This is a genomic window from Flavobacterium nitratireducens, assembly GCF_029625335.1.
GTDB lineage: Bacteria > Bacteroidota > Bacteroidia > Flavobacteriales > Flavobacteriaceae > Flavobacterium > Flavobacterium nitratireducens.
This window is the reverse complement of sequence record NZ_CP121111.1, coordinates 2,816,600-2,841,427: the sequence shown is the minus strand read 5'-3', so window position 1 is coordinate 2,841,427 and position 24,828 is coordinate 2,816,600. Positions and strand designations below refer to the sequence as shown.

Here is a 24,828-nt window from a genome sequence, read left to right as displayed (position 1 = left end):
ACCTTTAAACCAAAATGACTATAAGCAGATAATTAGTTTTTTTAATCTCTTCTCTTTATTCTTTTATCTATTTCTAATTAATTACCAATAGAAGAATTCGTTCTTGATTCCTCTGATTTCACTCGATTTAACTCCGTTTGTGCTTCTTGAACAACTTCTGGGAAATCTGAAAAATTTTGAATCACACTATCCAAAATATAGGTAGCCTGAAAACTATCTTTCAATCCATAGAAGTTTTTAGCCATTACGATCAAACCTTTTGCACCATAATAACGATAAGCAGCATAACTCTTTGCTAATTTTTGCACAACGGTATTTGAAGCGTCAAACTTCCCTTCTTGGTTTTTAAAATAAGCATCGTAGTACAGGGCTTCAGCTGCTAATTCTCCTTTTGCAATTGGCAGCACTTTTGCGTAAGCTGATTTTGCCTTAAGATCATCTCCTGTTTGCATAGCCGAACGAGCAATTATAATTTGCGCATCACTTTTTACACTATCATCCGTTTTAGGATTCGCCAATACTTTTTCGGCATAAACTACCGCATTAGCATATTCTTTACCCTCATAATAACATTTCATTAAATTGGATTGCGCAAAGACTTTATTCTGAAACAAATCAGCTTCATTTTCTAAACGAAGCAAAACAGGAATCGCTTTTTCTTTATTTCCACTCTCTAATAAAATCTGTCCTAATCGAGACAAAGATTGTTCGGTGTATTCATTCCTTGGTTCGTTAATTACATATTGGTAATTCGGTATTGCTTTGTCTTTTTGTCCTTCTGCATAATAAGCTTGTGCCAACTGGAAATTAGCTTTCAAAGCATGAATACCATTAGGAAAACTAGCTATATAAGCTCTGAATCCGGAAATTGCCTGAGCCGTATTATTTTGCTCATATTGCTTCATCGCCGATTCGAAAGTATCGTTATCCAAATCAGCATCGGTAACCGCTACAAAATCTAATGTTCTAACCCAATTAGAATATTCTGCTACCTTACCACTATCAACATAAATTAATCGCGCTGTCGCTACCGCTTCTAGAGCTTCTGGTGTTTTAGGATATTCGGCAGCTACTTTTTTGAATTTTACCAATGCTTCAGCATTTCTATCTGAATTGTAATACACTAAACCTTGACGCAAAATTGCTCTAGAAATAAAGGCACTATTTTTATATTCATTAATCAATCTGTCGTATGATTTTAATGCCGCATCTTGCTTGCTAGTAGCTACATAAGTATTACCTAATTCAAACATTGCATCATCACGGTAGCTTGATTTAGGATAAGCTTGTATAAAAGCATTCAAATCATCAATTTTCTTATCGTTTCGAGACACAAAACCATAACACATTGCTTTTTGAAAATAGGCATAATCAGCATCAACACTTTTTAATTCAATCACTTTATTGTAAGCATCCATAGCTGGCCAATATTTTGTGGTCACAAATCGGCAATCTGCCAATCGTAAATAAGCATCTGTAATTCTTGTTTTATCGTCTTTTACTTTTTCGATAAACTTTTGAAAAGCATCTCCAGCCGCTTCATATTCTTTTAATTTAAAATAAGCATAAGCAATATTATAACTACTGTTTTTATATTCTGGAGTTGAAGCCGCAGTAGTCATGCCTACAAATTGTTTAAAACTCAATAACGACTTATCATAATCTTCTAACACATATTCTGTTTCTCCTTTCCAGAAAGTAGCTCTGGCGGTAAATTGCGCATCTACTCCATTAGCTAATGATTTCTGAAACATTGGTAAAGCTTGAGTATAATTTCTATCTGTATACAATTCTAAACCTCTGTAAAATGTCACTTTTTGGTAAGCCAATTTATTCTCTGGACTTTTATTTTTTTCCAATAAAATCATCGCTTCTTTGTAGTTTTTTGAAGAGATGTAAGAATCTATCAAAAGTTTTTCTACTACTGAACGATTTGCGTTATTAGGATACTTATCCATAAAAGCTAACAAAACCGAAGGAACACTTTGATACGAATTCCCCAATTCATAACTTAGTTTTGCATAATTCAAATGAGCATCTTCCTGGATTGCTTCATCAAAAGACATTTCTGAAGCATTTTTAAAAGCATTTAATGCTTGTTGTTTTTGATTTAATTTCAAATAGCTTTCACCCAAATGATAATAAGCATTTTGAGCAACTCCGTCTTTTCCTCCTACGATTTTATTAAACTGAGCAATTGCTTTCTCATAATCGTCTTGCTTATAATAAGCGTAACCTAATTGGTAATAATCCGTATTACTCCATTTGCCATTTTTACCTTTGTAGGCTACTAAATGAGGAATAGCTTCATTGTATTTTTTTAAATTAAAATAACTCTCCCCAATTATCTTGTGTAATTCTGATTGTTCCGCAGGTGTTGATTTGGCCATTGCTTTTTGCCCCTGCTCTATTGCTTTTTCAAAATTACCCGACTTAAAGCTCATATCCGCTTGATAATAAGACAGTTTTTCGGAGTATTTTTCTTCTTTTGCCACTGCATCAAAATACTTGTTAGCTTCTTGATAATTATCGCCTTCATAAGCCATAAAACCCAGATAGTATTTAGCTTGCGAACCATACACTTCTGAATTTAAAACTTTATTAAAATATTTTGTTGCTTCTTTTTTATTTTTTGAACTGAAGAAACTATAGCCTTTTTGAAAGTTAAAACGATCTTTTTCGGTAGCATTTAACTGATTCTCATCTACTTTCTCAAACCAATTTAAGGCCTCCGAATAATTACCTTGATTGAAATAATAATGCGCTACTTCGGTGTAAGCTTGGTTGCTTTTTGAACTTGTTGGATAAGTTTCTAAAAAGGATTCCATCAACACATCAGCATTAGCATGTCCTAACCGAACGGCACAACTAGCATCGTAATACGCACAATCCGATTTGGTTTCCTCATCATGTGTCGCCATTTTTACTTTTTCAAAAAGGTATTGTGCCGATACATATTGATTATCCTTATACAAAGAAATGGCACGATCAAAATCTTTTAAATCAGTAGTATATATTGTTGATTTCTGTGCTGATAGCGTATTGGTTTTAACTAAAACCAACAAAAAAAGAGCCAAGAAAATTTACGCATTTTATCTGTTTTTTAATATCCAAATATATTATAATATAGGCTTTATAACGTGGCACAAACCGCTTTTATTATGAACAAATCTTTTAACAAACCACAAAAAACTATGAGATTGATATTGCTATTTCATAATTGATAATTACTTTTACACCATAAACAATCGTTAATTATGTCTCAAGCTGTACTGTCATTAAAAAACGCAACCATTTATCAAGGAGATAAAGTAATCTTATCAAACGTAAACCTAGAAGTAAACCAGGGCGAGTTTCTGTACATCATTGGAAAAACAGGTTCCGGAAAAAGTAGTTTTATGAAAACACTTTATGCCGATTTGCCTTTAACAGAAGGTCAAGGACATGTAGTAGACTTTGATTTAGAAACACTTAAAGAAAATGACATTCCGTTTTTAAGACGTAAAATTGGTATTGTTTTCCAAGATTTCAAACTCTTACCAGATCGTTCCATTCAAGACAACATGCTTTTTGTATTGAAAGCAACTGGCTGGACAGACAAAGACGAAATGGAGCGTAAAATTGAAGAAGTTTTAGACAAGGTAGGCATGAAAAACCATGCTTCAAAAATGCCTCATCAAATTTCAGGAGGAGAACAACAACGTGTTGCGATTGCTAGAGCACTTTTGAACGATCCAGAACTAATCTTAGCCGATGAACCTACAGGAAACTTAGATCCTCAAACCAGCGTTGAAGTTTTAGATGTTTTGAAAAAAATTAATGCCAATGGTAAAACCATTATCATGGCAACACACGACTATGCTCTATTGATGAAATTCCCTTCAAAGACCTTAAAATGCGAGGATTCTAAAATTTTTGAAGTAGTACAAAGAACTATTTAATTTTCATTACAATACTAAAATTTAGAATCGCTTGAAACAAATAACATCCATTCAAAACCCATTCATAAAATCTTTAGTATTATTACAAGAAAAAGCTAAAAACAGAAAACAAACAGGTACTTTTTTAATTGAAGGAGTGCGCGAAATTTCATTAGCTATAAAAGGCAATTATGAAATTGAAACGATACTGTTTTGTCCCGATATTTGTAGTGAAACAGAAGCCAAAAAACTGGCTCCTAAAACCGATTTCATTGAAATCAACACAGCCGTTTACCAAAAATTAAGCTATCGAGAAACAACCGAAGGAATTTTGGCTATAGCCAAATCCAAGTCATTACAACTTTCGGATTTACAACTTTCGGAAAACCCATTAATTTTAGTAGCCGAAGCCCCAGAAAAACCAGGAAACATTGGTGCACTTTTACGCACTGCTGATGCTGCCAATCTAGATGCCGTAATCATTGCTAATCCAAAAAGTGATTTATACAACCCAAACATTGTTCGTTCCAGCGTAGGTTGTTTATTTACCAATCAAATTGCAAGTGCAAGTACCTCAGAAATCATAGCTTTTTTAAAAGAAAAAAACATCAATTTCTATTGTGCTACCTTGCAAAATTCAACTAGTTACCACACTCAAGACTATACAAAACCTACAGCCTTAGTTGTTGGTACTGAAGCCACCGGACTTACTCAAGAATGGCGCGATGCCGCTACACAAAATATCATAATCCCTATGCAAGGAGAAATAGACAGTATGAATGTATCGGTTGCTGCAGCTATTTTAATTTTTGAAGCCAAAAGACAACGAGGTTTTTAGATTACAGAATCCGTTCTGAAATCTGAAATTTGCATTCTAAAATCTGAAATCCCAACTCTTGCATATATGCAAACTTATCTTTATTTTTAGAAAATGAACACTGGAAATATGACCGAAATAGAAATCGAAAAAGAAAATAAAGCAATTGCTCAAGAATATAAAGAATTACTTCGTATTAGTTACCAAACTTTAACTCCTGAAGACAAGAAACTAATCCGTAAGGCCTTTGATGTTGCCGTAGATGCCCATAAAGAACAAAGAAGAAAATCAGGAGAAGCCTATATTTTTCATCCAATTGCTGTTGCTAAAATTGTAGCATCAGAAATTGGTCTTGGCGCTACCTCAATTGCGGCAGCCTTATTACACGACGTAGTTGAAGACACACCAATAACTGTCAAAGATATTGAAAGCATGTTCAATCCTAAAGTTGCCCAACTGGTTGAAGGGTTGACTAAAATTTCTATCGTACAAAAAGACATGAATGTATCTATGCAAGCCGAAAACTTCCGTAAGATGCTTTTGACTTTGTACGATGATGTTCGTGTAATCTTAATAAAAATTGCCGACAGATTGCACAACATGCAAACAATGGAATCGATGGACGACCATAAGCAAATTAAAATTGCTTCGGAAACCTTGTATATTTATGCCCCATTAGCGCATCGATTAGGACTTTACAACATCAAAACTAAGCTAGAAGATTTAGGATTAAAATACACCGAGCCATCTGTTTACAATGATATTGCCAGTAAAATCAAAGAAACCAAGGAACAACAAGACGCTTATATCAAAGATATTTCGGATATATTAAAAGCTTCTCTGGATGCAGAAGGCATTGACTATATCATCAAAGGCCGCCCTAAATCAATCTACTCTATTCGTAGAAAAATGAAAACACAAAACGTAACTTTTGACGAGGTTTACGATAAATTCGCCCTCCGAATTGTTTATAAATCGGCCCCACACGACGAAAAATTCATCGCCTGGAAAATATACTCCATTGTTACAGACCATTATAGACCAAGCCCGAGCCGTTTAAGAGATTGGATTTCCTCGCCTAAATCAACAGGTTACGAAGCGCTCCACATTACCGTAATGGGACCAAAAGGGCGATGGGTTGAAATCCAAGTACGTAGTGAGCGTATGGATGAAATTGCCGAGAAAGGCTATGCAGCACACTATAAATACAAAAATGGAGATTCAGAAGAAGGTGGATTAGATGTTTGGCTTAACCTATTGAGGGAAGCTCTAGAAAACTCAGAGACCAATGCCATTGACTTTGTAGAAGATTTCAAAATGAATTTATATTCGAAAGAAATCTATGTGTTTACTCCAAAAGGAGATATTAAATCCCTACCTAAAGGAGCTACTTCTTTGGATTTTGCTTTCAGTATCCACTCTGAAATAGGAGTCAAAACCCGAGGAACCAGAGTGAATGGTAAATTAGTACCCTTGAACTACAAATTAAAAAGCGGTGATCAAGTAGAAATTATCACTTCGCCTAACCAAAAACCTACCGCTAACTGGTTAGACTATGTAACTACTTCGAGAGCAAAGAATAAAATAAAAAATGTTCTTAATGAGAACACGAAGAAAATCGCCGAAGAAGGAAAAGAATTACTGACACGTAAATTAAAACATTTAAAAATCACTTTGAATGAAACGGTTACTAATGAATTAGTTAACTTTTTCCATCTTAAAACCAGTTTGGATTTATTTTATCGAGTAGGTTTAGGTACGATTGACAACCAACAATTAAAAGATTTTGCCGCTCAAAAAAGCAACTCATTAATTAATTTCTTTAAAAACAAAATTAAACGAGGCGGAAATAATACTGCTGATGCCGACATTCACAAACCTATACTTCACAACAATTATGACTTGCTCGTTTTTGGAAAAGAACAAGACAAATTAGATTACAAACTAGCGAGCTGTTGTAACCCAATTCCAGGAGATCAGGTTTTTGGATTTGTAACCATCAACGAAGGAATAAAAGTACACAAAAAAGATTGTCCTAATGCCATTTCGCTACAATCGAATTATGCATACCGAATTATGCAGGCAAAATGGATTGATTCTTCACAACAAGAATTCAAAGCTACTTTGAACATAACCGGAATGGACAGTATTGGTTTAACAAACGAGCTTACCAAAGTTATTTCAAACAACATGAACGTCAACATCCAAAGTATTTCTTTGAGCGGAGAAGCCGGACTTTTTAAAGGACAATTAACCGTTGTTGTTCGAAACATCACAATTTTGAAAAAACTAATTGAAAACATTAAAAAAATTGACGGAATTGATCGAGTGACTCGAGTTTACAAAAATTAGAGACTTATAATTTCTAATCCTTTTTTTAGTTTGGCATCTGCAGTTCTAAAAAAAAGAACAAAATTATTCTCTTATAAGTACTTAAACTTGAAAACTATTAAAATAAAAAATTATCTTTGCCGAATATGACACTCATTTCAACAAATAACAATAAAAACCAAGAAATTGTAAAAAATGTTTTTACAATGTATCTTGAAAAAAATGGCCATAGAAAAACGCCTGAACGTTACTCTATACTTCAGGAAATCTATGAAAGCGAAGAACATTTTGATATAGAAAATCTATATATCAAAATGAAAAATAAAAACTACCGTGTCAGTAGAGCTACTTTATACAATACCATCGAATTGTTATTAGATTGTGCTTTAGTTCGTAAGCATCAGTTTGGACAAAATCAGGCGCATTATGAAAAATCCTATTTTGACAAACAACACGATCACATTATTATGACCGATACTGGTGAAGTGATCGAATTTTGTGACCCAAGAATACAAACCATCAAAAAAACAATTGAAGAGATTTTTGATGTAGAAATTAACAATCATTCCTTGTATTTCTATGGCACAAAGAAAAAAAGCAATACGGAAGAAAAACAACAAGAAAATCAATAAAAATTTTAGTTAAATAGGCGCAAAATCAAAATCGCCAAAACAAATTAAGGATTAAATAAATAAATTAAAAATGACCGTAGATTTATTACTAGGATTACAATGGGGAGATGAAGGAAAAGGAAAAATTGTTGACGTTCTTACCTCAAATTACGATATTATTGCCCGTTTTCAAGGTGGACCAAATGCTGGACATACTTTAGAATTTGACGGAATAAAACACGTACTTAGAACCATTCCTTCAGGAATTTTCCATAAATCAGCGGTAAATGTTATTGGAAACGGTGTTGTAATTGACCCTGTTGTATTTCAAAAAGAAATCGAAGGATTAGCTAAATTTGACATCGATATCAAAAAGAAATTAATTATATCTAGAAAAGCACACTTAATCTTACCTACGCACCGTTTATTAGACGCTGCTTCTGAAGCTTCTAAAGGTAAGGCTAAAATTGGTTCAACACTTAAAGGAATTGGACCAACTTACATGGACAAAACCGGAAGAAACGGTTTACGTGTAGGGGATATTGAATTAGAAGATTTCAAAGAAAGATACCGTTCTCTTGCAGACAAACACGAAGCGATGATTGCATTCTACGGAGTAGAATTACAATATAACTTAGCCGAACTTGAGACTGAATTTTTTGAAGCAATCGAAGAAATCAAAAAATTAGACTTTATTGACAGTGAAGAATACATGTACCAAGCTCAAAAAGCTGGAAAATCAATCTTATGTGAAGGCGCTCAAGGATCTTTACTAGATGTTGATTTTGGTACTTACCCATTCGTAACTTCTTCTAACACTACTGCAGCAGGAGCTTGTACAGGTTTAGGAATTGCTCCTAACAAAATCAAAGAAGTTTACGGAATTTTCAAAGCTTACACTACTCGTGTAGGAAGCGGCCCTTTCCCAACTGAACTTTTTGACGAAGTAGGTTCAACAATGGCAAAAGTAGGTAACGAATTTGGTTCGGTAACTGGTAGAGCAAGACGTTGTGGATGGTTAGACTTAGTAGCTTTAAAATACGCTGTACAAGTTAACGGAGTTACACAATTAATGATGATGAAAGGTGATGTACTTTCTGGTTTTGACACATTAAAAATTTGTACTGAATACAATTATAAAGGAAAAAACATTGCTCATTTCCCATACAATGTAGAAGAAGAAAATGTTTCTCCAATTTACAAAGAATTCAAAGGATGGAAACAAGATTTAACCGGAATGACTACTTATGAAGAACTTCCAGTCGAATTAAAAGAATATATCGAGTTTATTGAAAAAGAGCTTGAAGTGCCAATTAAAATTGTTTCTGTTGGTCCGGATAGAAAACAAACTATTACAAAATAATAATAGAATTAACGCTCTGATTTTTCAGAGCGTTCTTTTTTATATATTTAAGAAATAATAGAAAGGAATATTAATATTTAAAATCAATGGTGTTCAATCGAAAGGTACTTATTAAAAATGTAACTATCATTTCTATAGTATTACTATTATTTCTTTCTTGTAACTATGAAAAAACACTCCCAAAAAGTACTAATTCAGAAAACTACACCATTAAGGGTTCTAGAATTTACAAGAACAACACTAAAATACAACTCATAGGGGTTAATTCTCTTCAAGTTTTTGGTATAACACCAGACTTATTAAAAGAATGGAAAATTGATATCAATAGAGAATTCATTGGAAATAGTAAAGAAAATCCAATAACTGGAAACCCCATAAAAGATGCTAACGGATCCTATCTTTATTCTCTACAAAACATTGTAGATAGTAACCGAAAAGAAAATAAAATTACTATAATTTGCCCATTTGGGTGGGACGGAAAAAGCGCAACATTATTTACAGGAAAAACACCAAAACAAACCTATTGGTGGAATGAATACAAACTAATATTAGAACAATGGGCTAAGCATTTTAAAGATCAATCTGATGTATGGATTGAAGTTTGGAATGAGCCCTATCGATATGACAAAACAGACGGATATACAGATGATATTTGGTTCAATGATATGAGTGAACTGACCAATATCATTAGATCAACAGGGAACAATAATATCATACTCATTCCATGTGCTGAACAAGGACAAGATGAAAGTGTACTTTTGCAAAAGGGATTAATTTTCATTCAAAACAAATCAAATATTCTATTCGATATACATGCTTATGAAAAATGGTTGTTAGATAGTAATGACAATCTAAATAATCGCTTAAATCAACTCAATAAACTAAACATACCCTTTATTTTTGGAGAAACTGCCCCAATGAATGCAGGTGTCCTCATGGATCCAAGACCTTTTTTAAACAACATATACAATCGAAACCTATCAATTTGCGCCTGGGTTTGCAAAAAAGATGAAAACGACATAGATGCCCTTTTAACATCTGAAGGTTTACCAAACGATTTAAATAACAACAATTGGGGAAGTTTTTTTAAGAATTTAAGTTTACAAAATAGAAACCCATAAACCCAAAATAAATTCAAGTAAAAAATAAATGAAAAATCCCGAAATTAAAATTACTCAAACCGAATTACTTTCAAACAACTGGTATATCTTAAACAAAGTAACTTTTGACTATCAAAAGGCTGACGATAGTTTTATTACTCAAAAAAGAGAAGTCTATGACCGGGGGAATGGAGCTTGTATTTTATTATATAACAAAGAAACCAAAAACATTATTCTGACTCGTCAATTCCGTTTACCAACCTATTTAAATGGTAATGAAAGCGGAATGATGATTGAAGTTTGCGCAGGATTACTAGACAAAGACGAACCCGAACAATGCATTATTAGAGAAACTGAAGAAGAAACAGGTTATCGTATTTCTAAGGTTCAAAAAATAATGGAAACCTACATGTCTCCTGGAGCTATTACTGAAATCTTATATTTATTTATTGGCGAATACGATGCTTCGATGAAAGTGAGTGAAGGTGGTGGACTTGAAGAAGAGCAAGAGAACATAGAAGTAATTGAGATGTCCTTTAACCAAGCTTATAACATGATTGCTAGCGGTGAAATCAATGATGCCAAAACGATAATGTTGTTACAATATGCAAAGATTAATTTAGGGCTTTAACTATATAACACCTCATTACAAGCTCTTAAAAATAATTCATTTATTATAGATTAAATAAATAAAAAAGGGAATTCACTATTAACGAATTCCCTTTTTCTATATCAAAAACCAAATCTTATTTATTCGGTTGAGGAGTCATTCTTAAATAATATTTAATTCTCTTAAATCCTTTTGGAAATTTAGCAGGAATATCTTCATCTTTTATAGCAGGTGCAATTACTACATCCTGACCATCTTTCCAGTTAGCTGGTGTAGCAACACTATAATTAGCCGTTAATTGTAAACTGTCTATTACACGTAATAATTCGTCAAAATTTCGTCCTGTTGATGCTGGATACGTCAAAATTAGTTTTACTTTTTTTTCAGCACCAATAATAAACACTGAACGAACCGTAAAAGTATCATTTGCATTTGGATGAATCATATCATACAAATTAGCTACTTCTTTGTTCTCATCAGCAATTATAGGGTATTGTAACGTTACGTTTTGAGTTTCTTCAATATCTTTGATCCAGTTTAAGTGCGACTCTAAACTATCCACACTTAATGCGATTACCTTCGTATTTCTTTTTTGGAATTCAGGAAAATAATTAGCCACAGTTCCCAACTCTGTTGTACAAACAGGAGTAAAATCAGCAGGATGCGAAAATAAAACACCCCAAGAATCTCCTAACCATTCATGAAATTGAACCGTACCTTGAGTGGTTTCTGCTTTAAAATCTGGAGCGATATCGCCTAATCGAATTGTTGCCATGATATATCTATTTTATATAAGTTCTATAAAATTAGTCAAAAAAAGCAATTCTCGTTATTTAATTAGAATAAATATTTGTTAAAGAACATGAACTGATTTAACAATTACTATTCATTATTCTCCCTTAACTACAATTTCAATTTAACATTGAATAGAAAATAACATCAAAAAAAAGTACACAAAGGTAATTACTGGAATCAAAGACAGAATTAGTGCTGGTAATTTACTCTTTAAATCACTCTTAAAAATCAAAACCAATATTAGACTTGCAATTACACAAGAGAACAGTACCGGAATCATCAAAATCATTGGATAGTTAAGCCATCCAAGATCGATATTCAGTATATCTGTCATATACAAAAGTAATAGGATAAGAAAGGACACTAGAAAAATTTGTTTTGCTCGTTTGCGTAGTTTATCCATAAAAAATAAAATTGCTTCAAATTAATATCTAACTATCCTTTATCAAATTATCTATTTACAAAAAAATATCTTGAAACGAAGAAGTTCTTAATAGCCCTGATAGAAGTGAAAATCCTTGTTTTTCTGGGGTTCAGAAAACAAGATTGTAACGAATAGCAGGAGAAAAAGTTATTATGAAAAGTAATAGTTCTGCTTCTAAAAAATTTAGTTTATATATACTGCAAAACGAAATACCAAAAAGCTAAAGTAACAAACGAAATCGGAATACCAAATCCTATCATCATACTACTTAATCGAGGTTTTAAGCCGTGTGAAGTTGCCACAATACAAGCCATAATCATAGGTGCCATGGCAGCCTCAATCAAAACTACCTGAATCATCAATCCGTTTTGTTTTAAAACAACAACATATAGCAAAAACAATAGCGCTGGTGTGAGGAACAATTTGTAAGCCAATCCAATCCACAAAAATTTCCAATGCTTACTTCTACTATCAAAATGTAATTGTAAACCAACAGAAATTATAGCCAAAGGAGTTAATAAGCTTCCTAATTTGGTCAAACCAAATTGAATATAATCATGAAAGTCTAAACCAAGTATATTAGCCAAACAAGCCACTAAAAAACAAATAAACGGAGGAAACAATATTACTTTTTTAAAAATAGTTCCTCCACTAGTTGCATCTTTTGAATACATAGTAGCCACCACTACTGCAAGCGTAGAAACTACTACGAAAGTACCCGGCTGATCGACTAAAATAGCCATTTTTAAACCTTCGGAACCATATAGTGCATTCACTATTGGAAAACCTAAGAAAGACGTATTACCTAAACCTGCGGTGATTATCAAACAACCAATTAATTTTTTAGACCAACCGTATTTTTTTCCCAAAAAGCGAAATAAAAAAAGGAAACTGTAAAACCAATCCATGTTACACCAATGAGATACAGCAACTTATTATCCCAATGAATTTTAGGAATGTAGTAAAGAGCCAATGCCGGAAGGCATACGTTAATTACAAACTTATTGATTAATTTATAACTAGTAGTAGGAAACCATTTTACGTATTGCAAAGCAACTCCAATAAGTAAATAGACAAAAATCAGGATTATATTTATCATAATGCTGCAAAGATATTCACTAATTTGGAGCTATCATAAAGCTTGTTAGAATTATCACAATTATTTTATTATCTCATAAATAACAAAGTTTTTAGAAGTTTCTAATGTATTATTTGTTACGATTTGGATAAAAAAAAAACAAATATTATATCTTAAATTTACATAAAGCAATTGGTAAAGTAGAAAAGTGAAAGCAAACAAAGACTCAAAAGAAAACAGTCCTAAAAAATTCAATGCTGCGATTTTAAAAAAATTCAGCAAGCCAGAAGAATTCAGCCTAATACTGAGGAACTCGTATCCCTCATATTGGCAGGAGATACTGTGGCATTAAGTAGAGCCATCACTTTAATCGAAAGTACAAATCCAGAGCATTTTGAGAACGCCAATACAGTAATAAACTTATGCTTGCCACATGCCAATAAATCAATCCGAATAGGAATTACTGGTGTTCCAGGAGTAGGCAAAAGTACTTTAATTGAAGCTTTTGGAAAACATCTAACGCAAAAAGGTAAAAAAGTAGCTGTACTTACCATTGATCCCAGTAGTGCTATTTCACACGGAAGCATTTTAGGAGATAAAACCCGTATGGAAGAATTGGCTAAAGATCCAAACGCCTATGTACGACCATCAGCATCAGGGGAAACACTGGGCGGTGTAGCCCGAAAAACCCGAGAAACAATTACACTCTGCGAAGCAGCAGGTTTTGACACTATAATCATAGAAACCGTAGGTGTAGGACAAAGTGAAACTGCTGTGCATAGTATGGTGGATTTTTTTTTACTGTTGCAAATAGCGGGAGCTGGTGACGAACTACAAGGCATTAAACGAGGTATTATAGAAATGGCCGATGCTATTGTGATCAATAAAGCAGATGGAGATACTATCGCTAAAGCAAAAATTGTTCAGACAGAAATGAGTCGCGCTTTGCATTATTTTCCTAGTAAAAAATCAGGATGGAAACCTTGTGTAAGCACTTGTAGTGCGATTACGAAAGCTGGAATTTTAGAAATAGAGCAAATCATTTTGCAATATATCGATACCGTTAAAGACAACGGCTATTTTGAGCGTAAAAGAGCGGAACAAAATGAATATTGGCTACTAGAAACCATCAATAATCAACTTAAAGAAGATTTCTTCAATTATCCTCAAATTCAAGAATTAGTAGACAAAACAAAAAAAGCGGTGCAAAATAATGAGTCTTCCCCATTTGCAGCCGCTAGATTATTAGTAGAAACCTATTTTAAAAACAAATCTTAATAAGGTGATTTTATAACTTATCGAATATTAGAAACAGAATTTTTAGCGGTGTCATGCTTTGTTTTTAAAATACCACTTTCAACCGTAAAACCTATTCTAACTTGTGTTTTCAGCGTATCTTTTAACCCAGAAGTTACTTTTTGCAAAACAACGAAAACCAATTCGTACTCACCATCAGACAACTCCATTATAGCATCAGAATCTTGATCTGGTATCGAAAAAACTTTTTTTGCATTTTTAGCATACGATGCAGCGGCAGCTCCACCTCCTGCTCCACCTGATAAATTACCCACACTAGAAACTGCTGCAGAAATAATAGATCCTCCAGGTAAAGCACCACCTAACAAAGAGGCACCTTGCGACAATGAACTACCAGCTGCATGTAAGCCTTGATTCACTTTTTCACCAAATGTATTTCGCTCATTAGCCGTTAAAAAAACAATACTATTCGCTTTTAAATTCACCTTATATCCCGCGTTGTTAGGAAATAAAACGATACAAGAATTCTCCATCAATCTCACATTGATTTGAGAGGCGCTTACTTTTTCGCCAAATGTAGCTCCTTGGGTCTGTTTAGGAACTGTAACATTCATTGAAATCCTATTAGGCATCGAATTAGAAATGGAATTGATTCCTTTCATTGTCGAAGAGGTAGAAAAACTTCCTTTTTCTGCTCCTTCTTTCGCTTTATTTATTTGTGCATTTACGAAACAAAAGCATCCTAAAGCAAAAACAACAGTTATTTTTTTTAAAGTTCTCATGGCGTATCATTTTTTGATTTTATACTATATCAATTAGAATCTAATTTTGTTACCCCTATTGAATAAAAAAGCTGCAAAACAATTAAAATTAATCATTTTACAGCTATTAAACTATTATTTCATTGCTTTTCAGCAGGAGTTAGTCTTGCTCGTAGCGTTCCATTTCTCTGTCGTAAAAAGCATTTGCTTGCTCAATTAGACTTTCCATTTCGGCATTTAATTCGGCTTCATCTAAATCTTCTGGTTCTTCCATAATTTCAACCTCATCATCTTTTAGGTTGATAATAAATCTTGGATAATCTAAATGGATGATAAAAATATCATCTGGGAAATCGGTATTGTCGCCGAGTACAAATTTTGGTAATTCCATCCTAAAATTAATTTGATTATTTACTAATTGTCCTAATTTATACAAACTGAACAACTATCTTGGTTTTTAATGCTTTTCTAAAATTAATTGCTTTGTCAATTTTAGAAAGCGAATATACAAAAATAAAGCTGCCGTTGTAAGACCTGACAAAAGTCCTATCCAAATTCCAACTGCCTTTAAATTAGTATATAATCCTAAATAAATTGACACTGGGAATCCCACTATCCAATAGGCTACAAAAGTGATATACATAGGAACTTTAGCATCTTGTAAGCCGCGCAAAGCACCCAAAACAACTACCTGAATCCCATCTGAAATTTGAAAAACAGCTGCCACTAACAATAATTGTGATGCAATCGAAACCACTTCGGTATTCGCAGTCAAATCGGTTAGACTATCCATATTGACAAATATTTTAGGCATTTGCTCATGAAATAAAACAAAAATTAAAGCAAAACCTATTTCTAACAAAACCGCCAATAAGAAAATAGAATACGCTACAATTTTCATTTTTCTAAAATCACCCAAACCTTTTTGATTCCCTACTCTAATCGTAGCAGCAACACTCAGTCCCATGGCAAACATAAAAGTAAAAGAAGCCAAACTTAACGCAATTTGATTTGCTGCCTGATTCGCCACTCCTATAGTTCCCGAAAGCCAAACTGCCCCCGTAAACAAACCTACTTCGAAAAACATTTGCATCGAAGAAGGACCTCCCAATCGAATGATTTTAAGATTCATTTCTTTTTTAATTTCTTTAAGGGAGAAGCCTTCAAAAAAGGGATGAAACTTGGCTTTTCGTTGCATTTTATAATGCATGAAACCTAACATCACAAATCGTGAAGCTATCGTTCCAACAGCAGCACCCACAATACCTAATTTAGGAAAAATCCAAATCCCATATATAAACAAATAATTAAGTACCACATTGACCACATTACCTAAAATAGTAGCCCACATAGCATATTTGGTTTCACTCATTCCATCAGCAAATTGTTTATATCCCTGAAACATTATCAAGGGAATTAATGAAAAAGCGACAATATCCAGATATGGTTTGGACAACTCCACCACATGGTCAGGTTGCCCCATAAAAGTGATTAATTGTTTAGCAAAAAAGACCAATACAAAAAGAGAAAAACCTAAAACCGTACACAAATACAAACCATGATGAAAAACACTTCTCCCTTTTTCAATATTTTTTTCACCATCAGCTTCTGCGGCTAGTGGAGTGATCGCTGTAGAAAAACCAATTCCCAAGGACATGGCTATAAACACAAAACTATTAGCTAGAGAAACGGCAGCTAATTCGGTTGGCCCTAGCTTCCCTACCATTACATTATCTACAATTCCAACAATGGTATGCCCAAGCATTCCTAAAATAATTGGATATGCCAAACGGAGATTATAAGAGAACTCTTTGGTGTAAGTAGCTAAAGTCATTTTCATTTTTTTGGGCGACAAAGGTAAGCAGAAGCAAATCGATAGCAAGTTTATTTAACATTAATATTTAGAACACAATACTATTAACGGAGCAAAAATTAGCAAGTCACCTCAATAAATTAATCAACTGTAAATCAAACCTCTAACTAAATTATATTTTTTTTAACAGCCCTAAAAAGGTCTATTTTATACCAATAACAAAAGATCAAACGTTAATTAGCCTTAGTAAAAAAGCAAAAGTTTCAATTTGTAAAATCAATTTAGTAACGTTTACCCCCCCAAATTATGAAAACAACACAAAAATTTACGACAGCGATAATGCTTGCCCTAGCTTTATGCTCATTTAACGGAGTTAATGCTCAAGAAAAAGCTAAATACGATCAAGGATTTCGATTAGGCTTTGGTCTTAATGCTGGTTATGCTACCAAAAACCCCTACAAACTAACCCTTGGAGGTGATGCAAGATTGCAATACGATCTTAGTAAGCGGTATTCTATAACCCTAACAACAGGTTATACTAACTTATTTGTAAGTGAGAGTGATGGAAAAGATTTAGGTTTTATTCCAGCCAAAGCTGGTCTAAAAGCCTTTGTGTGGAATGATCAATTTTATCTAACGGGAGAGGCAGGAGCTGCTATTCCTGTAACAAATAATTACAAAAAAACTTCCTTATTACTCTCTCCAGGTATAGGTTATGCGAATAAATACATCGACATTTCTGCTCGTTACGAACATTATTCTGATTTTCCAACGATCAATACTGATGGTACTCCAGGAAAAGGCGCCGGACAGGTATCTCTGAGACTGGCATATGGCTTTAAATTGTAATAGCTATAAAAACTAACTGTTTTTTGAAACCTGTTAGTTTTAAAATCACCGCAAATTCGCAAATTACACTTATATAATTTGGGAATTTGCGGTAAAATAAAAATGTGACTATCCTGAAATATAGGGCTTAAAGCCTTATTCTTTTGCTAACTGTTCTTTATAACTATCAAAATTAGCTTTTACTTTTACATCTAAATCCGGTACTTTAATATCGGTTCGTTTTTGTAATTCCTCCCAAATAATTTTAGCGACAATATATCGTGCCATTTCTTTATCATCTGCTGGGACAATGTACCAAGGTGCATTTTCAGTTGCCGTTTTATTGATGGCTTCTTCGTAGTATTGCATATAAGTATCCCAATGTTCACGCTCTTTTAAATCCCCTGGCGAAAATTTCCAATGATGTTCCCTGTTTTCTAAACGGCGTAACAGACGTATTCGTTGTTCTTCTTTACTCAAATGAAAATAAAATTTGAACACAATAGTACCATTTTGAGAAATGTGTTTTTCAAAATTCCGAATTTGCTCCATTCGACTTTCCCAAAATTCAGGCGTAATATCTTCCACTTTTTCGATTCCGGGTAAATTTTCATTTAAAACATATTCGGGATGTACACGAGTAACCAAAACATTTTCATAATGTGTACGGTTAAAAACAGCAAACTTTCCTTTTTCCGGCAAAGCCAAATAATGCCTCCACAAATAATCATGTTCTAATTCGGTTGAATTAGGTGTTTTAAAACTATGTACCACTACCCCACGCGGATTGAATTCTTTAAAAACTTCACGAATCAAACTATCTTTACCTGAAGTATCCATTCCCTGCAAACAAATTAAAACCCCATAACGGTTATGCGCATACATCACATCCTGCAAAGCACTTAATTTTTCCTGAACTTTTTCTAGCTTTTCTTCCTTATCATCGTCACTCGCTTTGTTGTTTAAATTCGTAGGGATTTCAGATAGCTTAATAGGAACGGTTACTTTAAATTCTTCTGGATCAATTGATTTCATGGAGTGTGATTTAATAGATATTCTCAAATATAAGGATTATAAACAATAATTTAATTCTTTAATAAAGCATTAACAGCCATTTTGTCTTCTATTCTATTATCTTTAACGTTTATAAAAATTCAATCAATCTCAAAACATCATGACCGATTTAAAAAATAAAAATGCCCTGATTACAGGTGCTGGAAAAGGAATAGGAAAAGCAATCGCTTTGGCTTTAGCTAAAGAAGGTGCGAATGTTATTTTAATAGCTAGAACTCAGGAAGAAATTGATAATGTAGCAGCCAAAGCACGTTCGCTTAGGGTAAAAGCACTAGCCTTAACGGCTGATGTTGCCGATATCGATTCGGTAAATGCCGCCGTAGAAAAAGCATTAGCTGAATTTAAAACTATAGACATCGTAGTGAATAATGCTGGAATAGCTGCTTTTGGTAAATTTTTAGAATTAGAGCCTAAAGAATGGGAACGTATCATACAAGTAAACCTTATGGGGGCTTATTATGTAACTAGAGCCGTACTTCCTGGTATGATGGAAAGACAAACCGGAGACATTATTAATATTTCATCCACAGCTGGATTAGCCGGAAATGCGATGACTAGTGCTTATAGTGCCTCTAAATTTGCTTTGCTAGGCATGACTGATTCTTTAATGCAAGAAATGCGCAAATACAACATTCGTGTTACTGCATTAACTCCTAGTACCGTTGCAACTGATATGGCTAAAAACCTCAATCTAACGGATGGAAACCCTGAAAAAGTAATGCAATCTGAGGATATGGCCGAGTTAATTATAGCGCAACTCAAACTAAACCGACGCGTATTTATCAAAAACAGTAGCATTTGGTCTACTAATCCTTAAATTGTAATTAAACATATACCTGTCTGCCGACAGGCAGGAGTCATATAAGTTTTCTCTTTTGAAGACTTATATGACTTATTTGGTTAAAAATGATAAAACCATTAAGATATTAAGCAAATTAAGCAAAAAACTTAACTAAACTTAATCCCTTAATGGTTTAATTTTTTATCGTAATTGATTAAACTAAAGCCGCAACAAAATCCATTCGTACGCTTCCGTCTTCGTCAATATGTGTTAAGTTCACTTCGTGTAACGTATTCACTAATTCCGGATTCCAAGGCGTTTTTACCTTTACATAATTCTCAGTAAATCCGTGGATGTAACCTTCCTTGTTCTCTCCTTCAAAAAGTACTGTTCTGTTAGTACCTAACTGACTTTCATAGAAAGCACGACGTTTTTTTACCGATAAACTACGCAACATTTTGCTGCGTTTCGCGCGTACATTACCCGGAACCACTCCTTCCATTGCAGCAGCTTCCGTATTATCACGCTCCGAATACGTAAAAACGTGTAAATACGAAATATCCAAATCATTCAGGAAATGATAAGTTTCCAAGAAATGTTCGTCCGTTTCTCCGGGGAAACCAACAATCACATCTACACCAATACAAGCATGTGGCATCACTTCTCTTATTTTATTAACTCTTTCGGTATATACCTCACGCAAATAACGGCGTTTCATCAGTTTCAGAATATCATTGCTTCCTGATTGTAGCGGAATATGAAAATGCGGAACAAAAGTTCTACTTTTCGAAACAAACTCAATCGTTTCGTTCTTCAATAAATTAGGCTCGATGGACGAAATACGCAAACGCTCAATTCCTTCTACTTCATCCAAAGCCTGAACCAATTCTAGAAAAGTATGTTCGTGTTTTTTGTTACCAAATTCCCCCTTACCGTAATCCCCAATGTTCACTCCGGTAAGCACAATTTCTTTGATATTTTGCGCCGAAATTTCTTTGGCATTTTTTAGCACATTTTGCAATTCGTCACTACGCGAAATTCCACGAGCCAACGGAATCGTACAATAGGTACATTTATAATCGCAACCATCCTGCACCTTCAAGAAAGCACGGGTACGGTCGCCAATAGAATAACTGCCTACATAGAAATCGGCTTCGGCAATCTCGCAAGAGTGCACCTCACCCATATCATTTTTAGACAAATCATTGATGTAATCGTTCAGTTTGAATTTCTCGGTCGCTCCCAGAACCAAATCCACACCATCAACAGCGGCCAATTCTTCCGGTTTCAATTGGGCATAACAACCCACCGCAGCAACAAAAGCCTTATCATTGAGCTTCATTGCTTTGCGCACGACTTGTTTAAATTGTTTATCGGCATTTTCGGTTACCGAGCAAGTGTTGATAACATACATATCCGCCACTTCCTCAAAATCCACACGGTCAAAACCTTCGTCCTGTAAGTTACGGGCAATTGTCGAAGTTTCTGAAAAATTCAGTTTACAGCCTAAGGTATGGAAGGCCACTTTTTTTCTTTTTTCCATAAGTAAGCGCTATCTAATGAAATCGTTGTCAAAAAAATAGCGTGTGCAAATTTACAAACAAATACGGGAATTTAAAATACGATTATCATTATATTTGTAAATAGATTTTAAATTAAAAAATCATGCAATCACCTAATTTACAAAAGGATAAACTGGAGTTAATCGAAAAGATTATTCATATTGAAGATAAATCCGTTTTGGACTATATCAAAAGTATCTTAACCGAAGATTCTTCCGAATACGAATTGACCGATGAACAAAAGCAAATCGTAGAAGAAGCTACGACAAAATACTACTCCGGCGAAGAACCTTCTTTTACTTGGGAAGAGGTAAAAAACAATGCCAGAAAAAATTCAATGAAAAGAAATCTTAAATTTACTTTTCGGGCAAATATTGATACTATCGTAGCTTACGAATTCTACGAATCCAGACGTAAAAATCTGGGTGAACAATTCTTAGAAGAATTAGATAATTGTTACCAATCTATTGTTCTAAATTACACTACTTACAAAGTTGTTCACAGCATTTACCGACAAGCTGTCGTAAATAAATTCCCTTTTGTGGTTATCTACAGTGTTGATGAAAAAGACATTATCATCACAGCCATTTTCCACACCAGCAAAAATCCAAATAAAAAGTTGAAATAAGTTTTTTGGATATTTACCTGACAGCCACTGGCTGTCCTCCTTTTAATTTCAAATCTCACGCGGTCTCGTTTAGTAAGAAAAATTTGATTTTAAAAGAGCGTTTTGTAGTTGTTTATTGATATATTTGAATATTAAAAATCTGAATATTCTCAATTTGCACAAAAAACAATTATTTTATATAAAAAGATATAAACTCTTAAACCTCAACAGAACGTAAATTTCAAGTAACAATGAAACACATCAAAAAAAAATATTTATTTGAAAAACAACTTAAAGCATTAGACATTGAAAAAAGTTCAAACTATATAGCCGGAGAAAAAATCACTAAAGAGAAATTAAAAAATGTAATTAAATCTCATAATGTAATTTTAAACACTTCTGACCATGGTGCTCTATTTGCTTTTATATATAATGACAATGGACATCATATTACTATGCCTTTACCAGATTTCGCTCTTGTACATTTTGATTTTTCATATAGACAAAATATCGAAAGAAAAATTAGCAAAACTGAATTGCTATCAAAATTAAAAGATGTTGAAAAGTTTAATGAAATGAATAGTGAAGTACTTTATAAGTTTTATGGATATTCAAGTTCATGCATTATAAATCTGTTTACTTCTATTGAATGTTTTATAAATCATTTATTACCCGAAAATAAAGTTTATTCAGAGAAAAAAAATAACATAACTGAAATTTATAATAAAACCCAAATTCAAGAACATATCCCATTTTGGGATAAACTAAAAAAAATTTTTACCTCAATTTTATGACAATAAAAATTTCTTCTCAAAGTCAACACCAACAAACAATCATATAACCAAGTTAAAAGAATTGAGAGACAAAATAATTCATACAAAATCGGATAATACTGGAGAACTACAAATAGATTTATTCAAACAAATTCTCAACTTCAAATATGATGAAACATTTAATGCACTAAGTTAGCACGTCCAAATGATGGAAGAAAGAAAAAGGTATTTATGACTTTAGAATAATCCGCTCCACCTTGCGCATGCGTCACGCTCGTGCGTCTAAGATATTCATCAACATATAATAGATACTTCACTTAAATACTTTCTAGAAATACTTGATGAGATTGCTTCGTCCCGAAGTGTCGGGACTCGCAATGACCACAAATTGAAAAAAAAACATTAAGCAATTAAGTTTTAAGAATTACACTTAAATTCCCTTAATTCCTTAATGGTTTTAAAATAGAATATAAAATCTTAAGCCAGAATAAAACGTTGAATCACCTCAGCTACACCGTGGTCGTTGTTAGAAGCTACCACCACATCGCCTTTATCTCTTAAATGCGCATCCACATTATCTACCCAAACCCCCAAACCTGCATATTCAATCATCGATAAATCATTTCCGGCGTTTCCAACAGCAATAACCTCAGCCTGATCAATATTTAATTTTTCAGCTAAGAATTTCACACTCGCTCCTTTGTCAATTCCGGTTTGAGCTGCTTCTAAGAAGAATGGTTTTGACATACACACACTTAAATGCGGCATGGCTACTTTTAAATCGGCTTCTACTTCTTTTAGGTAACTTGGTTCTTCCAGCAAAATACATTTAATTGCCGAAGTTTGCACACGCTCTTTAAAATTAGGCACTACTTCGTGTTCCAAGCCCGTGATATTCACCTCAACATCAATATATTCTGAATGGGTTTCGCTCACCACTTTTCCGTCCAAATAGGTAATAATATGCGTTTTCTTTTCCTTGCTGTAATCATACAAGTTATGAATTTGCTCTTGAGTTAAACTTTGTTCGAAGATTACTTCGTCATTTTTTAAATCGGTAATTACGGCTCCGTTAAACGAAATCATATACGAATCCATTAATCCCAAATCCCTAGCATATTCAATCATTGCTGGCGTTGGTCGCCCAGAAGCCAAAATGATTTTCACTCCTTTTTCTTTTGCCTTTGCCAACATGGCTCTGTTTTCTTCCGAAATGATATGGTCGTCATTCAACAGGGTATCATCCATGTCCAGAACCAACATTTTGTATTTCATTCTTCTCTTTTAAATTATTAACAAATACTAAAAATCCCTAATAATTGGGTCATCGGTATTATAACGGCAAAACTAAGAAATAGTTGGAAAAAATTGGTCTAAAAACAATAAACTCTGTCCTTCAGAAGTCGTTTTTTATTTGAGTCATTACTCTTTCTGGATAATCGGTTATAATACCATCAACCCCCAATTGAATTTGTTGTTTTATATCCTGTTCTTCATTAACTGTCCATGGAATCAATTTTATATGCATCGATTTCAAAGAATCAACTGGTTGCTTATTTTTTATTAATTTAAAATTAGGACTGTAAATGTTGGGTTTAAAATCTAGCTGTTTTAAATTATTTTGAATACTGCCTTTTGAAACCAAATAAGCAATTTCGATAGTAGGATACTTTTGGTGCAAAATATTAAGAATCACGGGATCAAACGACTGAATATTGATTCGGTTCTCCATGTGATTATCCTTAACAAGCTGCATGACTAAATCAACAAATTCCTCTGGTTGTGGCTGATAAATTCCATACACCTCTTTCTCTGATTTTATTTCAATGTTGTATTTTATCTTATTTAACTTTTTAGTCTTAATTTCGGATTCAATTACCTTAAAAACTTCGCTTAAAAGCGGTTTGTAAGTCTTCCTTTTTTGCTGATTAGGGAATTTTAAGTTTCCTCTGGAACCTCCATCAAATGCCTTAATGCTATCATAAGTCATTTGATATAAATTGAAGTTTTTTTCCTCTTCTTTACTCACAGCTTCACCTGAAGGTTTCGACATATATTCCGAAGACATAAAAGGTTCGTGAGATACTACTACTTTTCGGTCCTTGGAAATTACAACATCTAATTCCAACACATCAACCCCTTTATGAAGTGCTCCAACAAATGCTTCGATAGTATTTTCAGGTAGATTCCCTCGTTCTCCACGATGTCCCTGAACTTCAATTTTTCGAGCTTTCTCAGATATTACTTTGTCATTTTTAGCTTTACAGGAAACGATTGTAATAACAACGCAAAGCAGTAGGATTTTAATACATTTCATAATTTC

The 24,828-nt window shown here is 33.6% G+C and carries 21 protein-coding genes and 1 pseudogene; 12 read left to right on the top strand and 10 right to left on the bottom strand.

Annotation, left to right across the window (positions count from 1 at the left end):
- Positions 1–77: 77 nt before the first annotated feature.
- Positions 78–3,077 carry a tetratricopeptide repeat protein gene (locus tag P5P90_RS13345; protein WP_278035123.1) on the bottom strand — a complete coding sequence of 1,000 codons (3,000 nt, stop codon included), beginning with the start codon at positions 3,075–3,077 and terminating at the stop codon, positions 78–80.
- 180 nt (positions 3,078–3,257) lie between these two features.
- Between P5P90_RS13345 and P5P90_RS13340 the strand changes: the two genes are divergently transcribed.
- From P5P90_RS13340 to nudK, 7 genes are all read left to right on the top strand, one after another.
- Positions 3,258–3,941 (top strand): cell division ATP-binding protein FtsE, encoded by a 684-nt coding sequence (locus tag P5P90_RS13340; RefSeq protein WP_278035122.1) that lies wholly within the window; start codon positions 3,258–3,260, stop codon positions 3,939–3,941.
- A gap of 31 nt (positions 3,942–3,972) precedes the next feature.
- Positions 3,973–4,758 (top strand): TrmH family RNA methyltransferase, encoded by a 786-nt coding sequence (locus P5P90_RS13335; RefSeq protein WP_278035121.1) that lies wholly within the window; start codon positions 3,973–3,975, stop codon positions 4,756–4,758.
- 108 nt (positions 4,759–4,866) lie between these two features.
- On the top strand, positions 4,867–7,089 hold the full coding sequence (locus tag P5P90_RS13330) for a RelA/SpoT family protein (protein WP_278036534.1): 2,223 nt from the start codon (positions 4,867–4,869) through the stop codon (positions 7,087–7,089).
- A 125-nt stretch (positions 7,090–7,214) separates the two neighbouring features.
- A complete protein-coding gene (locus P5P90_RS13325) occupies positions 7,215–7,700 on the top strand; it encodes a Fur family transcriptional regulator (RefSeq protein WP_278035120.1) in 486 nt (161 codons plus the stop codon).
- A gap of 70 nt (positions 7,701–7,770) precedes the next feature.
- The gene (locus P5P90_RS13320) at positions 7,771–9,042 is read left to right on the top strand and encodes an adenylosuccinate synthase (protein ID WP_278035119.1); all 1,272 of its coding nucleotides are present in this window, start codon (positions 7,771–7,773) and stop codon (positions 9,040–9,042) included.
- A gap of 86 nt (positions 9,043–9,128) precedes the next feature.
- Positions 9,129–10,163 (top strand): cellulase family glycosylhydrolase, encoded by a 1,035-nt coding sequence (locus P5P90_RS13315; protein WP_278035118.1) that lies wholly within the window; start codon positions 9,129–9,131, stop codon positions 10,161–10,163.
- A gap of 28 nt (positions 10,164–10,191) precedes the next feature.
- Positions 10,192–10,773 carry a GDP-mannose pyrophosphatase NudK gene (nudK, locus tag P5P90_RS13310; protein ID WP_278035117.1) on the top strand — a complete coding sequence of 194 codons (582 nt, stop codon included), beginning with the start codon at positions 10,192–10,194 and terminating at the stop codon, positions 10,771–10,773.
- A 115-nt stretch (positions 10,774–10,888) separates the two neighbouring features.
- Here nudK and P5P90_RS13305 read toward each other — a convergent pair whose 3' ends face one another.
- Positions 10,889–11,527 carry a peroxiredoxin gene (locus P5P90_RS13305; RefSeq protein ID WP_278035116.1) on the bottom strand — a complete coding sequence of 213 codons (639 nt, stop codon included), beginning with the start codon at positions 11,525–11,527 and terminating at the stop codon, positions 10,889–10,891.
- A gap of 632 nt (positions 11,528–12,159) precedes the next feature.
- Positions 12,160–12,840, bottom strand: a complete 681-nt coding sequence (locus P5P90_RS13300) for an AEC family transporter (RefSeq protein ID WP_340696410.1) — start codon at positions 12,838–12,840, stop codon at positions 12,160–12,162.
- Positions 12,841–13,319: 479 nt separating this feature from the next.
- Between P5P90_RS13300 and meaB the strand changes: the two are divergent.
- Positions 13,320–14,327, top strand: a pseudogene (meaB, locus tag P5P90_RS13295) (methylmalonyl Co-A mutase-associated GTPase MeaB); the annotation flags it as partial.
- Positions 14,328–14,344: 17 nt separating this feature from the next.
- Here the strand turns inward: meaB and P5P90_RS13290 are convergent.
- From P5P90_RS13290 to P5P90_RS13280, 3 genes are all read right to left on the bottom strand, one after another.
- The gene (locus P5P90_RS13290; RefSeq protein WP_278035115.1) at positions 14,345–15,088 is read right to left on the bottom strand and encodes a hypothetical protein; all 744 of its coding nucleotides are present in this window, start codon (positions 15,086–15,088) and stop codon (positions 14,345–14,347) included.
- A gap of 139 nt (positions 15,089–15,227) precedes the next feature.
- Entirely contained in the window at positions 15,228–15,458 is a 231-nt protein-coding gene (locus tag P5P90_RS13285; protein WP_026713350.1) for a hypothetical protein, read from the bottom strand.
- Positions 15,459–15,524: 66 nt separating this feature from the next.
- The gene (locus P5P90_RS13280) at positions 15,525–16,901 is read right to left on the bottom strand and encodes an MATE family efflux transporter (RefSeq protein WP_278036533.1); all 1,377 of its coding nucleotides are present in this window, start codon (positions 16,899–16,901) and stop codon (positions 15,525–15,527) included.
- 285 nt (positions 16,902–17,186) lie between these two features.
- Between P5P90_RS13280 and P5P90_RS13275 the strand changes: the two genes are divergently transcribed.
- On the top strand, positions 17,187–17,729 hold the full coding sequence (locus tag P5P90_RS13275; protein WP_422851716.1) for a hypothetical protein: 543 nt from the start codon (positions 17,187–17,189) through the stop codon (positions 17,727–17,729).
- Between the two features lie 135 nt (positions 17,730–17,864).
- Here the strand turns inward: P5P90_RS13275 and P5P90_RS13270 are convergent, their stop codons facing one another.
- A complete protein-coding gene (locus P5P90_RS13270; protein ID WP_278035114.1) occupies positions 17,865–18,743 on the bottom strand; it encodes a PPK2 family polyphosphate kinase in 879 nt (292 codons plus the stop codon).
- Between the two features lie 139 nt (positions 18,744–18,882).
- Here P5P90_RS13270 and P5P90_RS13265 point away from each other — a divergent pair, with 139 nt between their 5' ends.
- Positions 18,883–19,599, top strand: coding sequence for a 3-ketoacyl-ACP reductase (locus tag P5P90_RS13265; RefSeq protein WP_278035113.1), 717 nt, complete (start codon positions 18,883–18,885; stop codon positions 19,597–19,599).
- Positions 19,600–19,777: 178 nt separating this feature from the next.
- Here the strand turns inward: P5P90_RS13265 and mtaB are convergent, their stop codons facing one another.
- The gene (gene mtaB / locus P5P90_RS13260; RefSeq protein WP_278035112.1) at positions 19,778–21,106 is read right to left on the bottom strand and encodes a tRNA (N(6)-L-threonylcarbamoyladenosine(37)-C(2))-methylthiotransferase MtaB; all 1,329 of its coding nucleotides are present in this window, start codon (positions 21,104–21,106) and stop codon (positions 19,778–19,780) included.
- A 122-nt stretch (positions 21,107–21,228) separates the two neighbouring features.
- On the opposite strand from mtaB, the gene P5P90_RS13255 reads away from it, so the two are divergent.
- Positions 21,229–21,753, top strand: coding sequence for a type II toxin-antitoxin system RelE/ParE family toxin (locus P5P90_RS13255; protein ID WP_278035111.1), 525 nt, complete (start codon positions 21,229–21,231; stop codon positions 21,751–21,753).
- Between the two features lie 230 nt (positions 21,754–21,983).
- On the top strand, positions 21,984–22,526 hold the full coding sequence (locus tag P5P90_RS13250) for a hypothetical protein (RefSeq protein ID WP_278035110.1): 543 nt from the start codon (positions 21,984–21,986) through the stop codon (positions 22,524–22,526).
- A 456-nt stretch (positions 22,527–22,982) separates the two neighbouring features.
- Here the strand turns inward: P5P90_RS13250 and P5P90_RS13245 are convergent, their stop codons facing one another.
- Positions 22,983–23,780 (bottom strand): Cof-type HAD-IIB family hydrolase, encoded by a 798-nt coding sequence (locus P5P90_RS13245; protein ID WP_278035109.1) that lies wholly within the window; start codon positions 23,778–23,780, stop codon positions 22,983–22,985.
- A gap of 121 nt (positions 23,781–23,901) precedes the next feature.
- Complete coding sequence (locus P5P90_RS13240; protein ID WP_278035108.1) at positions 23,902–24,822, bottom strand: glycerophosphodiester phosphodiesterase family protein; 921 nt, start codon at positions 24,820–24,822, stop codon at positions 23,902–23,904.
- Positions 24,823–24,828 lie beyond the last annotated feature (6 nt).